Origin of the sequence: Paenarthrobacter sp. Z7-10 (assembly GCF_026932795.1) — a bacterium.
GTDB lineage: Bacteria > Actinomycetota > Actinomycetes > Actinomycetales > Micrococcaceae > Arthrobacter_M.
Genome location: NZ_JADPVH010000070.1, coordinates 1 through 14,944 on the forward strand (window position 1 = coordinate 1; position 14,944 = coordinate 14,944).

At 61.9% G+C, this 14,944-nt stretch carries 17 protein-coding genes; 5 read left to right on the plus strand and 12 right to left on the minus strand.

Features of this window, described 5'->3' with window-relative positions; translation table 11 throughout:
- Positions 1-1,258: 1,258 nt before the first annotated feature.
- From IV498_RS16475 to IV498_RS16485, 3 genes are all read right to left on the minus strand, one after another.
- The gene (locus IV498_RS16475; RefSeq protein ID WP_269048176.1) at positions 1,259-1,615 is read right to left on the minus strand and encodes a hypothetical protein; all 357 of its coding nucleotides are present in this window, start codon (positions 1,613-1,615) and stop codon (positions 1,259-1,261) included.
- Positions 1,612-1,890, minus strand: coding sequence for a hypothetical protein (locus IV498_RS16480; RefSeq protein ID WP_269048177.1), 279 nt, complete (start codon positions 1,888-1,890; stop codon positions 1,612-1,614). Before IV498_RS16480 ends, IV498_RS16475 begins: the two co-directional genes overlap by 4 nt.
- Before the next feature lie 427 nt (positions 1,891-2,317).
- Positions 2,318-2,944: a TetR/AcrR family transcriptional regulator gene (locus tag IV498_RS16485; protein ID WP_269048178.1), complete on the minus strand. Its 627-nt coding sequence runs from the start codon at positions 2,942-2,944 to the stop codon at positions 2,318-2,320.
- Positions 2,945-3,058: 114 nt separating this feature from the next.
- Between IV498_RS16485 and IV498_RS16490 the strand changes: the two genes are divergently transcribed.
- Positions 3,059-4,576, plus strand: a complete 1,518-nt coding sequence (locus tag IV498_RS16490) for an MFS transporter (RefSeq protein WP_269048179.1) — start codon at positions 3,059-3,061, stop codon at positions 4,574-4,576.
- Between the two features lie 171 nt (positions 4,577-4,747).
- On the opposite strand, the gene IV498_RS16495 is transcribed toward IV498_RS16490, so the two are convergent.
- Both IV498_RS16495 and IV498_RS16500 read right to left on the minus strand, forming a co-directional pair.
- Positions 4,748-5,398: a recombinase family protein gene (locus IV498_RS16495; RefSeq protein WP_269048180.1), complete on the minus strand. Its 651-nt coding sequence runs from the start codon at positions 5,396-5,398 to the stop codon at positions 4,748-4,750.
- A gap of 161 nt (positions 5,399-5,559) precedes the next feature.
- A complete protein-coding gene (locus IV498_RS16500) occupies positions 5,560-5,991 on the minus strand; it encodes a MarR family winged helix-turn-helix transcriptional regulator (protein ID WP_269048181.1) in 432 nt (143 codons plus the stop codon).
- A gap of 63 nt (positions 5,992-6,054) precedes the next feature.
- On the opposite strand from IV498_RS16500, the gene IV498_RS16505 reads away from it, so the two are divergent.
- Positions 6,055-6,567: a hypothetical protein gene (locus tag IV498_RS16505; RefSeq protein ID WP_269048182.1), complete on the plus strand. Its 513-nt coding sequence runs from the start codon at positions 6,055-6,057 to the stop codon at positions 6,565-6,567.
- 581 nt (positions 6,568-7,148) lie between these two features.
- Here the strand turns inward: IV498_RS16505 and IV498_RS16510 are convergent.
- The 4 genes from IV498_RS16510 to IV498_RS16525 are packed head-to-tail and all read right to left on the minus strand — an operon-like array spanning position 7,149 to position 10,754.
- On the minus strand, positions 7,149-7,676 hold the full coding sequence (locus IV498_RS16510; RefSeq protein WP_269048183.1) for an LssY C-terminal domain-containing protein: 528 nt from the start codon (positions 7,674-7,676) through the stop codon (positions 7,149-7,151).
- A gap of 11 nt (positions 7,677-7,687) precedes the next feature.
- On the minus strand, positions 7,688-8,890 hold the full coding sequence (locus IV498_RS16515; RefSeq protein WP_269048184.1) for a phosphatase PAP2 family protein: 1,203 nt from the start codon (positions 8,888-8,890) through the stop codon (positions 7,688-7,690).
- Positions 8,887-10,119 (minus strand): MFS transporter, encoded by a 1,233-nt coding sequence (locus IV498_RS16520; RefSeq protein WP_269048185.1) that lies wholly within the window; start codon positions 10,117-10,119, stop codon positions 8,887-8,889. Before IV498_RS16520 ends, IV498_RS16515 begins: the two co-directional genes overlap by 4 nt.
- Positions 10,119-10,754 (minus strand): DedA family protein, encoded by a 636-nt coding sequence (locus IV498_RS16525; RefSeq protein WP_269048186.1) that lies wholly within the window; start codon positions 10,752-10,754, stop codon positions 10,119-10,121. Before IV498_RS16525 ends, IV498_RS16520 begins: the two co-directional genes overlap by 1 nt.
- Before the next feature lie 156 nt (positions 10,755-10,910).
- Between IV498_RS16525 and IV498_RS16530 the strand changes: the two genes are divergently transcribed.
- Positions 10,911-11,447 carry a Chromate resistance protein ChrB gene (locus IV498_RS16530; protein ID WP_269048187.1) on the plus strand — a complete coding sequence of 179 codons (537 nt, stop codon included), beginning with the start codon at positions 10,911-10,913 and terminating at the stop codon, positions 11,445-11,447.
- A 9-nt stretch (positions 11,448-11,456) separates the two neighbouring features.
- The gene (locus IV498_RS16535; RefSeq protein WP_269048188.1) at positions 11,457-12,188 is read left to right on the plus strand and encodes a phosphatase PAP2 family protein; all 732 of its coding nucleotides are present in this window, start codon (positions 11,457-11,459) and stop codon (positions 12,186-12,188) included.
- Between the two features lie 252 nt (positions 12,189-12,440).
- Here IV498_RS16535 and IV498_RS19120 read toward each other — a convergent pair whose 3' ends face one another.
- Complete coding sequence (locus IV498_RS19120; protein ID WP_442951369.1) at positions 12,441-12,797, minus strand: CDP-alcohol phosphatidyltransferase family protein; 357 nt, start codon at positions 12,795-12,797, stop codon at positions 12,441-12,443.
- A gap of 201 nt (positions 12,798-12,998) precedes the next feature.
- Between IV498_RS19120 and IV498_RS16540 the strand changes: the two genes are divergently transcribed.
- Positions 12,999-13,286, plus strand: a complete 288-nt coding sequence (locus tag IV498_RS16540; RefSeq protein ID WP_269048189.1) for a DUF427 domain-containing protein — start codon at positions 12,999-13,001, stop codon at positions 13,284-13,286.
- A gap of 211 nt (positions 13,287-13,497) precedes the next feature.
- Here IV498_RS16540 and IV498_RS16545 read toward each other — a convergent pair whose 3' ends face one another.
- Positions 13,498-14,247, minus strand: coding sequence for a DUF427 domain-containing protein (locus IV498_RS16545; protein WP_269048190.1), 750 nt, complete (start codon positions 14,245-14,247; stop codon positions 13,498-13,500).
- Between the two features lie 245 nt (positions 14,248-14,492).
- Positions 14,493-14,870 carry a heavy metal-responsive transcriptional regulator gene (locus IV498_RS16550; protein WP_269048194.1) on the minus strand — a complete coding sequence of 126 codons (378 nt, stop codon included), beginning with the start codon at positions 14,868-14,870 and terminating at the stop codon, positions 14,493-14,495.
- Positions 14,871-14,944: the final 74 nt, after the last annotated feature.

Genomic DNA, 14,944 nt, shown 5'->3' on the forward strand with positions numbered 1-14,944 from the left:
ACAACGGCGATCGCCGAACTCTGCGAACAACTCACCAGCACCCAAACCCGATACCCCGACACCGAGCTCATCCTGCGCTACGCGGTCAAAAACCGTACCTGAGCCCACCCGTATTAACTCACCATGTCAGGAGCCCTGGGGCTCCGAACAGGTCGCCGCAGCAGTCATCACCACCATGACCCGGGACGGGAACTATGCGGCCCCCGGGATCATTGATTTCATGGAATCCACAGCTCACGCCCTCAACGAAGCAGCAGAAAAACCGTAGGACGAACCCTCTTCCTGAAACGCTAACGCAGCCGATCCGGAGACTATGTGGGACGGTCATGTTCGGCACTGGGCCACGACGAGCGTTACAGATCCTGCGGCCGGTTTGGCTGCCACTCTGGAACAACTTCATCGAGCCCCGGCTCCGTCAAGTGTCCCGGATCAACACAATGTCATCGCAGGCTCAACGTATGCATACCGGTAAATAGAGGACGTCTTCCGTCTTAGCCTGCTCCGCCTCTTAAATTCGGATCAGCAACAGCGGGCCGTCTACGGCCCGTGCAACCCGGTTGGCACTGATCAGACTCTCACAAACGGGTTGACCGGGTATTCTTACGCCCGGGTCGGTCATCCATCCCCTATGAATGTCCGACCTTGCGGCTTTCGTCTCCCATTGCGTCCCGGCGTGATAACTGGCTTCCTCAGAAGACGAGACAAAGCAGAATGGGGTAATGACCCTGGTACTGCAGTACATGGGGTAGTGACCCTGGAACTGCTGTACTTTGATGGATGCCGCTGTCAGCGATGGTCGAATAGTGAGCCGTTTTGTGGGTTGAAAACTGAGCCACTTTGACGTGTTCTATTCTGCCGTATTTTCTGCTCTTGCCGAGAGGCAAGCGCCGAGAAGGATGGTGCCGCGGCCGGATATGCCGAGGAACTTGCCCGCCTCGAGGCGCGGCGTGTCGCGTTGGAGCGCCAGCTTGCTGTGATCGGCAAGCAGCTGGAGGATTCACGGGAGTCCGAGCGGGCCGCTGCCAAAGAGGCCGCAGACGCAGCACGCAAGCTGGCGGCCGCCGAAGTGCGCGCCACCACCTATGAAAAGGTATACAACGCCCTGCTCCAACGCGTTTCCCCGAGGCGAAGAATGCCGGTAGCTAAAAGATCAAATCTGCCTCTGCGTACTTCACGGAAACCGACACGGATCAGATCCAGGCCACGGTCAAGGCTGTCGGGACCCTCGAGGGGTACACGTCAATCACCTGCCTGCCTGTCAGGAAGCTTTGGCAAGGTATTGCACCAGCGCTTCCCTGAGGATCTCGCTCGGCTTGCGGTGCTCAATTTCGGACCGGGCGACCAATTGCGCGTCCATGTCCTTCGGGAGCCGGACGGTCCGGGACGGGGATGTTCCGCTACTGCTCAGGGACGGCTTGCCCACGGCTCTTTTTACCGCCTCGGGGGAACCCAGGGCTGTTTCCAGGAGGGCGCGTCCGGCACCTGGCCCGGACGCCTTGGTGATGCGGGCGTCAGGGCCTATATCGGCGGTCTCCGCCCATTCCCCCAAGGCATGGAATCGGGCTTGTTCCTCCGGGGTCAGGCCCTGGCCGCCCTTGGCCTTCTTCTCACTCATTCCGTTGTTCCTCTCTCTGCAATGTCGAGTATCTTCCGCCTCGCCTCCATCACATGGAAGACCAGGATGTCGTTGGGCGGTGAAATGACCGCCATGACTTCGAGAATCATCCGGCGGTCCCGGGAGGGGCCGATAAACAGATCCGGACGTGCACCCGATTCCACACGCGGCTCATCGAACTGCTCAACGTGGTAGATCTGGTTCAGGATCGCATTCAACGCATCCGCACGGGCAATTCCATGTTTGTCTGCGCTGTCTGCCCACCTGATCGCCATACGAATATTATCCCACAATAATAGGTTATTGCAAGACAATATTAGGGGTTGCAGTCAGTTCCTTCAAGGCAGCCCGGGGTTGCGCACAGTGTGGACAGCCCTGAGCTGTGCGGAGGGCTCCGCCTGACCACATTGGGCACAATCCCGTAACCAGGAACTGAGAGAGTGCGATACCTACCGCGTGATGGCTTTCGGTGGTGATGTCATCCGATGCCTGGAGCTGGGCCAGTGCCCGCCGCTTCTCTGCCTTGGTCCTCGCCCAGCACATCCACTGCGTCCACATGTGGAGCAGCTGACCGTGGGGGTCGCTCTCGGCGCTCAGGCCGGCAAGGGCTGCTTTTCCCATCTCGCCCTTCAGGCTGACGTTGAGCTCGTTCAGGAGCGCCGCCTTCGTGTCGAAGCAGAGGAAAAAATACCAGCGGCTGAACTAGGGCCGTAATCCCACCGCTGGCAGCAGTAAACCGTCAATAACCGATATGAGAAATTCGCGGTTAGCTGTCTTGCGCTGCACCATTGTTCGGTACATCGCCATGGACGTGACAAGAAGTGACAAGTTTTCCACGTCACAGTCGGCCGGGATTTCGCCGCGGTCGATCGCGCGCTGAAGCAAGGTTCGGTTGACAGCGGCGCGAGGCTCGACGATAGCGGACTGCACAGCGTCCGCTAGCCCTGGATCGCAGGAAATCATCGACATAAGGCCGGCCATCACATGAATTTTGCGGTCGCCGTCCTCGATCGAATGAGATTTGATACTGGCAACCAGGTCACCGCGGAGTGTCCCGGTATCTGGAAGATTAGCCATGTCAATATCGGCGTTCTTCATGCACGCGACAGCGTCTATCACCAGTTCGGCCTTGGACGCCCAGCGGCGGTACAGCGTTGCCTTCCCAGCCTTAGCGCGCGCTGCGACCATGTCAATGGTCATGCGGTCGTAGCCAGTTTCAGCGAGCACGTCTAAAGCAGCCGCTAGAATCTCCGGATCACGAGTATGGTCACGCTTGCGACCAAGCTTCGGCGTCGCCGCCTCCGGAGCGGTGAGATCGATCGACGTCATTGCGGCGAACTCCTTAACTCGCGGGAGACCGCAGCGAGCGGCCAAATATTTCGCACAAAACAATTCTAGACCAACTATATCCGAAACTGCAACGTTTCGGATATAGTTGGTCTCATGTCTTCCTCCGCCACGTCTGTAGCCTCCTCTGACACCCCTGTGGTATCCCGTCGCCGGTGGTTGACGCTCAGCGTCGTTGCCCTCGCCCAGCTCATGGTCGTTCTGGACTCCACCGTCGTCAACATCGCGTTGCCGGCAGCCCAGGCCGACCTTAGCTTCTCCAATGGAGACCGCCAATGGGTCGTCACAGCCTACTCTCTCGCTTTCGGCAGTTTGCTGCTCCTCGGCGGGAGGCTCTCCGACCTCATCGGCCGGAAGCGGACCTTCATTATCGGCCTCATCGGCTTCGCGCTGGCATCCGCGCTCGGCGGTGCCGCGAACAGCTTCAGCATGCTCGTCGGTGCCCGCGCACTTCAAGGGGCTTTCGCCGCAATGCTCGCCCCGACCGCTCTCGCCGTTCTGACCACAACCTTCACCGTTCCGAAGGAACGCGCTCGTGCTTTCGGTGTCTTTGGGGCGATTGCCGGAGCGGGAGGCGCCGTCGGTCTGCTGCTCGGCGGCTACCTCACCCAGTATTTCGACTGGCGCTGGAATCTTTACATCAATGTCTTCATCGGCCTCATCGCCATCATCGGCGCAGCCATATACGTTGATCATGGTATTCGAACGGGTCCGCGTCCCAAGCTCGACGTCCCGGGAACCATCCTTGTCTCCGGCGCCCTGTTCGGCCTCGTTTACGGCTTCTCCAACGCCGAAACCGATGGGTGGAACTCCCCTCTCACCTGGGGTGTGCTCGCCGGTGCCGTCGTGCTACTGACCGCATTCGTACTCCGGCAGCGGCGTGCGACCCACCCGCTCCTGCCGCTGTCGATCATCCTCGACCGCAACCGCGGTGCAGCCTACAGTTCGGTGCTCATCGCGGGAATCGGAATGTTCGGAGTCTTCCTTTTCGTCACCTACTACCTGCAGAAGACACTCGACTACACACCGGTCCAGGCTGGCCTTTCGTTCCTGCCGATGATCGCCATGCTTATCCTCGCTGCCCAATTCGGCACGAACCTCTTCGTTCCCAGATTCGGACCAAAAATCATGGTGCCGTTCGGCATGACCCTCGGTGTTATCGCAATGGTTTTGCTCACCCGCCTGGATCTCCATAGCGGCTACGCAGCCGATGTTCTCCCGCCGCTCATGGTGATGGGATTTGCGATGGGTTCGATCATGCCAGCGTCCATGCAGACCGCCACCCTCGGAGTGGACCGGCAGTTCGCCGGCGTCGCCTCAGCGATGGTCAACACCAGTCAGCAAGTCGGTGGATCAATCGGGACTGCGCTGCTCAACACACTGGCAGCCACGGCCGCAACCAACTATGTCGCCTCCCATGCTCCAGCCACCGCCATAGTCGCTGCCGAAGCAGCCGTGCACAGCTACGCAACCGCGTACTGGGTCGGCGGCGGATTCTTCGCCTTCGGCGCAGTGCTCTCAGCACTGCTGTTCCGCCGTCGCGGCGACGGGGTGTCGCTCTCCAACCCGCACGGCAACGCAGCAGCCAAACGTGAGCCGGTCACAGCTCACTAGACGCGCGGGGCAGTAAGAGCCGGAACGCTGCCTACACGGTGGCGGTCCGGCTTTTTGCATTACGGGATCCTCTACGGGAGCGACCACGGTCGCATGACACTTTCAATTGTGGAGGCACTGTGAGCGGTCAACGTCTGGGCTACATCCGGCTCAGCAGCAGCCATAGGGTCATTAAGGCATCATGCCAGATCGCCGGGGAATACCTTCCGAAACTACTCCGGCCTGTAGCCCGATCCATTCCCGGGCCTGGATCTCGGCCATGCGCCGATACAGGGTGGCCCGGGACATGCCCAGATCCTTGGCCACTTGGGTGCCCGGTTGTCCTCCGTCGATCAGCCGGCGGGCGTTCCTGACCTGGCTGTCAGTGAACTGTGCCCGGCGCCCGCCCAAGTCCCTGCCCGCGGCCCGGCGCTTGGACACGGAATCGGTGATGCGTTCACGCTTGATGTCCAGTTCCATCTGGGCCAAGGCTGCCATGACGGTGAAGGTCATCCCGCCCATGGGGGTGGCAGTGTCCACGGTGCCGCCGCCCAGGTTCAGCACATTCAAGTTGATATCCCTCCCCCGCAGTTCCACTGCCAGGGAGAGCATGTTCGCCTTGGACCGTCCCAGCCGGTCCAAGGTGGTGACCACCAAGGTGTCACCCTTCTCCAGGGCTGTCAGGGCCCTGTCGAATTCGGGCCGGCTCGCCCGCGCGCCGCTGGCCCCTCGGTCCGTGTAGAGGTCATCGCGGCGAACGCCAGCCGCCAGCAGGTCCGCTACCTGCCGGTCCGCATCCTGCGCACTGGTGGAGACCCGGGCGTAGCCGATCCGCTTCATCATTTCCGCCCCTAACATGTCTCGCAACAATGATTGATGACTGTCAGTCCAGCGGCAGCATGCGAGACACGGTGGCAAGACACCGAAAAGGCTGAAGAATCAGGGGTACCTAAGTGTCTCGCCAGCCGGTCTTGCATCCCTAGGGTTATGAGACATCTCACCGACTAGGTTTCAACGCCGATCCGGAGCAACTTTTCTGCCTCGCTGAGGTGGTGTTCGAGGGCAAGCTGTTGATCAGGGGAGAGCTTGGGTGTGCTGGCGGCGATTGCCTCCAGGATCGGTTTGTTGGCGCGATCGAGAATCATCGAACGGGTGTGTGGAGTGAGGTCAATACGTACTTTCCTGCGATCAGAAGTGTCCGGAGTGATGCTGATAGCTCCAGCGTCTGCCATAGCGCGGCTGATGCGGGATACCAAGCTCTGGGCGAGACCGGTACGGCGCGTGATCTCGGAAACCGTCGCGCCAGGATTTCGAGCGATGTCCTCAAGTACTGACAGTTCCCCGGCGTTGACGCGGTCTGGTCCGGTGTTCTCGGTCGCACGCAGCGCGATCGTGCGGACATCGCGTGCGAGGCGGTGAAGTTCTGCGGCGTTCATCCCCATATTCAATCATTGGTGATAGATTCAAAGTGCATCACAAGTGATGGAAAAGGGGATCTAATGAGCTGGAACTGGGCTTACATCAATCAGGCTGTAGACGACATCGTCATCGTGGTCGGGATCGCCATCCTTATCGTGCGGCAATTCATCTGGCGCTCAGCGGAGATAAGTCGGATGCTGCGCATGCCGACGTTGGTCATCGCCGCCGGAATCGTCTACTTGCCCTTCGAGCTGTGGGGAGGTATTAGCTGGCGTACCGCGGATTGGTTGGTCGTCGCTGAACTCGGTCTGGTCGCCTTCACCGGTGCGGCGATGGGCTACGTCACTCACTTCCGCAGCGCTGGCGGCCAACTCCAGTATCGGCTCACCGGAACAGGCATCCTCCTGTGGGGCCTCTTCATCGTCATCCGAATCGCAAACTTCGCGTTGGCGGGTGCTCTCGGTGCCAATCTGGCAGACGCGACGGGACTGATCCTGCTGTCATTCGGAGTCAACCGGCTCGCGGCCATACTCGTCGTTCGCAGGCGAGCGTCTGCGCTCCGCGGCGAGGAACGGGCCCCGGCCGATCGCTAGAGATCAGCTACTCGCAACGGCGACGCGCTAGCAACTGAAGATGCCGCTTGCGCGGAACAAACCCTTGTAACAAGGCGAGCCCAAGTTCGAAGAGGTAGTAGCGGTCGGCGCCCATTTCGCCTGATCAGTCTGGGTAAGCCCGCTATCGGCGGTGCAGCGTCTCATATCCCATATGTGTCGAATCCCATGCCGTGCAAGACGCCACCTGACGCCGACAACTGCGACATCGAGTGAGCACAGAACGCCGCTACGAAGGGCCGAACTTCATACCAACGCGCATCCCGATTCTCGATTCCCGGCGTCCCATCAAAGGATGGTTTCGTCTGATGCCGAGAATATCGGGATGAGATACATTATCGGGACAACCCGGAGCCGCGAGAAGCCGCGCCCTTGCGGCGCAGAAGGTCGGCCGCGGTGAATCCTGTCAATGGTTCCTTTGATAAGACGCCGACCTCACGCTCCGGTTAAGGGGTGCTGAGGCCCACGGCCAGTGCGCACGGTATAGCTGAATGGTGAGAGGGGACCGGGAGATCATGCTCCCTCAAACCGGCCTCCGCCGAACGGCAGCATATTTTCCATATCTACTGATTCAGGCGTTTAAGGTCGAGTACTGCTGCCTGGCCGTCGGTGAAGAATCCGTCGCCGGTTGCGTTGTGTCCGAGCTGGGCGTCGGTGACATGAACCAGGCGCGGGTTGCTCACTTTTAGTGATTGCAGGATGTAAGCCCTTTCCGTGTCAACGTTGGGGTCAATGTGATGCGTGGGCAGGCCGGACTTCGTACCTATCCCGATGCCCCGGTCGAAACTTGCCGTGGCGACCCACACGGGCTGGCCACCGATGGTGAAGTTGGTTCGCCAGATCCTCGTATGGTGTCGCTGGACCAAGGTGTTTGCGTCGGTGGGTTTTTCGAAGGCCACGGTTTCGGGCCGGGCGTCCAGGTATGACGGCGTGACTGGGGCCGTGAGGTACTGGTCGTTGCGTACTGCGACAAGGATGGCTTGAAGGGTGTTGCTCAGGGTCGACGGGTCGGCTTTGTACCATCCGGCTTGTTTGAACAGGTTTTCGATCTGTACCTGACTGCCAAGGTAGATGAAGTTGATGGGCTCCATCCTGGCTCCGGTCAGCGTTTCGCTGTAGATCGGCAGCTGCCGAATGGCCGCCGCGTTTGGGCCGGGAGTATCTTGGCAGTCTGCTGACGTTCGACGACGGAGAGGGGTGTGAGCTGGGCACCGAATATCCCGGCGAACAGCACAGCCGCGGCTGCGGCGATCAGGAGCGGTCGTTTGGCGGCGGGGCTGAGCTTCGCCGGCTTTACCAGGCGGAACCGGTCGTTGATCTCCAGGATTGTGATGATGACGGCGAGAAGAAACAAGCCCAGGGTGAGGCTGCCCAAAATGTCACTCGGATAGTGGACGCCCAAATATATCCGGCTGGTACCGACCAGTAAAACTGCAGTCAGCGTTGCCGGGACGATCATGAGCCGACCGATGGAAGATTTCACGCTGCGGCATAACAGGTAGGCTGCGAGGCCACCCATGACGGTCGCTGTGAGCGTGTGTCCGCTGGGAAAACTGAAACTGTGTTCGTTCAGCAATGCCAGGGCCCGGTCCGGTCGGGACCGTGCCACTGCGTGCTTGATGATCGTGGAAGTAAGCGTTTCCAAGCCAAAGACGCCGGCCAGCAGGACCGGCAACCACCATTGCCGCCGCCCCCAGGAGGCTAGCCCCACGACGATGATGAAGACGAGGACCGACAGCGAACTGGCGGCAAAGGTAACGACGCTGAAGAACCTATCCTGGGCGCTGGTGCGGATATCGGGCACCAGATTAAGGATCCGCTGGTCAATGCCGGCGAACGAGGTCTTCAAAATGACAGCCCGGGTGATGCTGATGAACAGCAACAGGGCCGCGGCCGCGGCGAACGTGCCGATGGTGAGGACCAGCCCGGTGGGCTGCTTCATCGAAAATCGACGGCCCGCCCAGCCAACGAGGCGTGGGTAGCGCTGACGGAGCCCGACGACGTGGGTGTTGACCTGGATGCCCTTCCACGCGGAGGACAGTATTGACCACGCAATCCTGAGCGGCGTCCGCAGAACCATGATCAGGCTGAAGACGAACACAAGGAGCAGCAGCAGCTGCGCGAGCAAAGCGGCTGTAAAGATCGCCGGAATTCCGACGACGTCCAACGTCTTCAACAGATAGGCGTTCAGTGCGGTCAGGACGATCACAGCTGTCAGGATTGCCCCGTACCTGAGCGTCGGTGCGCTCATCATGCCTATCGCCCTTTCCGTGACCAGCGCGGCGGACGTGCGGTCGGTTTTCATCCCAACTCTGTTCGGGTCGGGCTGGTTTCCACGGCCGCCTGGGACCTTCTTCCGGTGCCCGCGCGGGAAGGCCGGGTGAAGATGCCGACGGCGGCGGTCAGGAGGGCGAGGACGCCGTAGCCGGCCGTGAGGCTCACGGTGGCGGCTACTGCCCCGACCAGCAGCGGGCCGCCCGCATCGCCGAGTTCACGGCCGACTTCGGCGGCCCCCATGGTCTGGCCCAGCCGCTCTGGTGGTGTGGCTCTGGCCAGGGCGGCAAAGGCAACCGGGGTGATGATGCCCGTGCCGGCGCCGATACCGACGGCGGCAGCCAGCAACCCGGCGATACCGGGCAGCATCGCGGCGGCCAGACCGACGGTCGTCAACACTAAACCGAGCCCCGCGAGCCGGCCCTGGTGGCTAGCTGATGTGTCCGATGCCCGGCCGGCCAGCGGTTGGACAACAGCTGCGCAAAGTGCCAGGACCGAGACAGCCGCTCCGGTGGCCACGGACCCGAGTCCGGCAGCGGCACCGGAGAGGGGAAGGAACCCTACACCCACGGACAGGGCCGCCGTTGCGGCAGCCAGGGTGGCGGTCGGGGCCAGGAAAGCGCGGTCGCTCAGGCGTCGGGCCAAATCCGCGACGCTCTGCCGTGAACGGGGCAACGGCGATACCACGGGCACCCCCAGAAAGGCCCAAACCGCTACCAACAAGGCAAGGAGTGCGGTGAGAATGAACACCAATCCTAATCCGCCGGCGGCGACCAGTGTCCCTCCAATCAAGGGTCCGGCAGTGTATCCAATGCTCTTAGAGAACCCGTAGGACCCAAACGCCCTGCCCTGCCGGCCAACGGGATTCAGCCGCGAGACCAGGGTCGAGGCGGCCGGGGAGAACGCTGACGCTGCAGCGCCTTGACCCAGCCGGGCAAGCCACAGCCATGCCGGGTCCCGGGCCAGAACGAAGCCGGCGGAAAACAGTGCAAAGGCCACCAGACCGCCGAGCAGAACGGGTCGGGGACCGATCCGGTCCGAGAGCGCCCCGAAGACGGGTTTAAGCAGCACCTCTGCCCCGTCGTACAGGGCCAGCATCACCCCCAACAGCAGCAGGGACTGACCATGGCCCGCACTGTAGGCGCCAAGATTCGCCGCTACGGCATGGGCGCCGAAAGCTGTTGTGAAACCGGCCGCGTACAAGGGAAGCAGGTGCCGCCGGGACACTGCACCGCGGGTGGGCTGTTTGTCTGCTGGCATTACTCCGGCTCGGCTGCGGGTTGCTCGTTGCTGTGTTCCCGGCGTGCTTTACGGACCCGCCAGATGATGAACGCGATCACGATCGCCACCAGCACGACGGCGGTGATGTCACGTCCGGCTGCTTTGGCGACGGCCTCGTAGGAGTTGCCGGCAAGGAAACCCAACAGCACGAACCCGGCACCCCAGACCAGGCCCCCGGCGGCGTTGAAGGCCAGGAACCGGGGATAATGCATTTGGGATGTCCCGGCGAGGGCAGGCATGACCGCACGGAAGAACGCCACGAACCGGCCCAGGAACACCGCTGACCCGCCCCTGCGGCGCAGGAAATCCTGGGCTTTATCCAATTTGGCGCGGCGTTTATTCAACACCTTCATATTCAAGAGCTTGGGCCCGAAGCGTTTGCCGATTTCGTAGCCGACTGTGTCTCCGATAATGGCCGCAACCACGACGAGGATCATCATCATCCACAGCTGGACGTGGCCCCGGCTGGCGACCACGCCGCCGAGTACCGCGGCCGTTTCTCCCGGGAGCACGAACCCGACGAACAAAGCGTCCTCCGCGAACACCAACAACCCCACCAACGTCAAAGCCAGCAACGGACTGACGTTCAGAATAGTATCCACAAACCCGCTCACGAGGCACGTCCTCCACTCAGGGTGCGAAGACGGAGGATTCCGCGCATCAGGTCGTCCTCCCTTATCGATTTGGGGTTCATGGCCCGCTCCTCACTTGTTGCGTCCCATCCGGCAGGTTTGGTCACAGTAACAAATGATACATTTGATACTGTGACCATGGAAAGTTTTGGATGGCTGGTTATTCTGGTGCAGATTCCCGCCCAGCCGTCCCGGCACCGCGTCGCGGTCTGGCGCGAGTTGCGTCGGTCCGGGGCGGTCCCGGTATCCCATGGAACCTGGGTCCTGCCGGCCCTGCCGGCCTTCGAATCCGCGTTGGCACGGGCCGGCGAACTGGCCGAGCGCGGGTCCGGGACCCTGACCGTGGTCGACGCCTCCCCCCGCGATGAGGCTGGGACGGTACTCTTCCGTGAAGCGTTCGCCGCCGCCAGGGATGAGGAATGGACCGAGTTCATCGCGGACTGCGGGAAATTCGAGGACGAAATAGCGCGCGAGATCGCCAAATCCAAGTTCACCTTCGGGGAACTCGAAGAAGAAGAACAAAGCCTGGAGCGGTTGCGCCGCTGGTACCGGGAACTCAAATCCCGCGACGTCCTCCGTCTTCCCCAAGCCGACATGGCCCAGGACCATCTCAGCCGGTGCGTGAGCGCTCTGGAAAGCGATGCCCAACAGGTCTACGAGACCATACTCCCGTAAGGAAAGACGTTGAAACACCCCACCTCCAGCATCCCGCCTCTGCGCCTGCCCTGGCGCTCCTGGTGGCTGCTGCCCGTATCCGTGGTCCTGTTCGTTTTCACCCTGTCGATGGGGGTTTTGGCGACGCGTTTCGGCTCACCCGGAGTGGATCTCAATGTGGACGTAAGCCTCATCGCCGACCGCAACCAGGCACTGACAGCCCTGGCCCTCATCATCAACGCTGTCCTCACCCCGATGGGGAACATCATCATCCTTGTCGTGGTGTGCGTGGTCCTGATGTTCGTACTGCGCAGGCCACTCACCGCCCTGGCGTTCGGCTCTACAGTGGCCGTGGGCTGGGTCTCCTCAGAAATTGGAAAGGTGGCTGTGGCACGGCTCCGGCCTCCGGGTTCCGTCACGCACGCACTGATCCTTGAAAACGGGCACGACAGCTTTCCGAGCGGTCACACCGCATTCGCGGCCGCCCTGGTCTGGGGAGCGATCCTCATCCTCGCCCGAACCCCCAGACAGCGGGCCATTACCGCCGTCATCGGTGGCCTTTTTGCCGTCTCCGTGGCGTCGTCACGGCTCTACCTTGGCGTCCACTACCCAACTGATGTTGCCGGGTCTCTGTTGATCAGCACCGCGGCCATCCTGTTCTGGCTGCCACTTTGGAACAACCTCATCGAGCCCCGGCTCCGCCAAGTGTCCCGGATCAACACAATGTCATCGCAGGCTCAACGTATGCATACCGGTAAATAGAGGACGTCTTCCGTCGTAGCCTGCTCCGCCTCTCAAATTCGGATCAGCAACAGCGGGGCCGTCTACCCCCGCGCAACCCGGTTGGCACTGATCAGACTGTCACAAACGAGTTGACCGGTACCGGCTGATTCAATGGCATATTTGCCGGGTTCGGCCACGAAGCGGTCATGGCATCGATCCGAGCAGAGGTAGTACGTGGTGCTGTTGTGGGTGGTTGGGGCGTGGGCTCGTTCGACTTGCATCCCGCATAGGTCAAGCCGGGAGGGCTTCTCTATGTAGTTTGCGCCTGGTGTGGCTGATCTGTCTCAGCACAATCCTCAGGCCGGTGATGACTTGTAGCGTTGCGGCCGGACGAATCCAGCGGGATCGTGGCATGTCCTTCATTGCCCCACTGGCAAAACTTGCCGTGGTGACCGCGACAACGCTCGCCCCCCAAGCCGTGAACGTCGCTGTGCGCAGCCACCAGTTGGGCTCGTGCCGGAGGGTGAACCAGGTCCACAGTGCGGTATCGGCCAGGAAGTCTGCTTGCCGCCCGAATAGGGTCTCGGTACCGGTCGCGCGGGAAATCCGCCTATCGAGCCAGTCAGTGGTCAGCGCAAGGATCGGCACCGCATTTCCCAGACGATTTTCCAGTGCTGGAAGGTTCGCACGAATCAGCGTGAGGGGAGGGTGACTACGTCACCGGGGCGACCTACGTGATGGACGGCGGGCTGATGCAGATGTCCGGTCAGGGCGCCTGACCAGGGTCTGACTGCATGCGCCCGGCCACTGCCGCGGCGCACACCGATCACCAACAACGAAGGAGCAGCCATGGTCAAAGCAGTGTGGAACGGAGTCATCATCGCCGAGTCCGAGGACACAGTGGTCGTCGAGGGCAACCACTACTTCCCCCAGGACTCGGTCGAACACCAGTACCTGAAGGACAGCGACACCCACTCAGTGTGCCCCTGGAAGGGCACGGCGGACTACTACACCCTCGAGGACGACGGGCAGCAGAGCATGGATGCCGCCTGGCTCTACCCGGACCCCAAAGACGCGGCGATGTCCATCAAAGACCATGTGGCCTTCTACGGGGACGTCGTCACGATCGAGGAGTGAGGCCGGAGGGCACACCGCACCGGGGCGGACTCGTGAGGTTGCACGTCGACAAGAGCTGAGGACTGCCGGTGACGCCTTCGTCGGCGTGCGACCGGGATAGATGCCCTACAGCATGATCTCGGACATCGCCCGGGCCCAGTGCTGTGACTGGTTCACCGCACTGCGGACCCGATCCTCATTCCACGGTGTAGTTACCCCGGCTGGAACCTTGTCATTCCAGTCGAGACCGTGCTGACCACTGCTTCGGCACAGGGTGTGGCTGGGGGATGTCGTCGAGGGAGATTTCCAGCCTCTCGTGCTGGAAGGCGACCGTTCCGGCGATGTTGCGGTAAGGAAAAAAGGGGTCCGGGTAGGACCACGCAATGTCTGTCAGCTCCGGCTCACCGGCTACGCTCCAGTATTCGGTGGCGAAGCCCTTGTACGGGCACATGCTCTCCGTATCCGACGGCGTGAGACGGCCGAGGTCCACGTCCCGTCTAGGCAGGTAGTAGCGCTTCGGCAGCCCGGTTTCCCAGAGGAAGATCGCCTCGCGGGACTCGCCGAGCAGGACGTCGCCGTGGCGGACGGTCACCAGGCGTGAGCTGGGGAGGGCATCGATGTGCACGAACGGGTCGTGCGGGTGCTCGTAGACCTCCACATCTTCCTCGTACCAGTGGTCCAGTGCGCCGCGTTCCCAGGTCACTCCGGTCCAGCCGTCGAAACCTTCTCTGCGCCAGGCACCGTGGCGGATGGTGCGGTCGCCGACGACGACGTCGAACCAGGCGGTGACCTCGGAGTTCGGGTGGTGGTAGCCCCGTTGCTCCGGTGCATCGGTCGGCATTAGGTGCTCCGCACGGACGTCCTCGTTCCGGAACAGGTACCGCGGCACCGGCAGCTGCGCCTCCCACACGAGCAACTGCTCGCGGCTGTCGATCACGAGCGTGTCGCCCATGAACCCGCGCACCCAACGATCGCTTGGCAAGGGTTCCCTGGCCTGCGGTCCCATCGAACTGCCTCGTGTTGTCGTTCTCCGCGCCGTGGGGCCTCTGCGTGGACGTCCTCGCGCGTCCGCCTACTTTGCCACCTGCGGTGCACTCGATCAACCCCGCCGTCGGCCCGTCCATTCGTGGTAAACGGGCGCGGAAGAGGTGCCCCACCGGAAGGGGGCGGGGCCACAGCTCAGGTACGAGCACGCAATGAGCCCGGAGGATGCGACGAGACCGAGGATCACAGGTAGCTGCAGACCTGTTGGGCGTCGCACTCGTCGGGGTTCCCCGCCGCGACTGCTGCGTGGAGCTCGGCCACGGATGCCCGCAAAGTGGTGAGCTCAACGATCTGTTCGTCCAGGCTGGCCAGCTGATCGGCCACGTGTGTACAGGGCGCCTGGCCCGCGCCGCGGATCCGGAGGATCTCGTGGATCTCGGCCAGGGCCAGTCCGACGTCCTTGCCGCGGCGGATGAACCCGGGGTTCCCTAGGATCTCCTCCGGGTAGTCGCGGTAGCCGTTGGCGGAGCGCTCGGCCGGTGAGAGCAGTCCCTGCTCCTCGTAGAACCGCAGTGCCTTGGTCGTCATGCCGACGGCTGCGGCGGCCACACCGATGCGCATAGTTTCTCCCGATCGTGGAACGTTCTTGAAACCATCCACAATAGTGAAAGGTTTTTTTGTGAGGACAGCTTCTA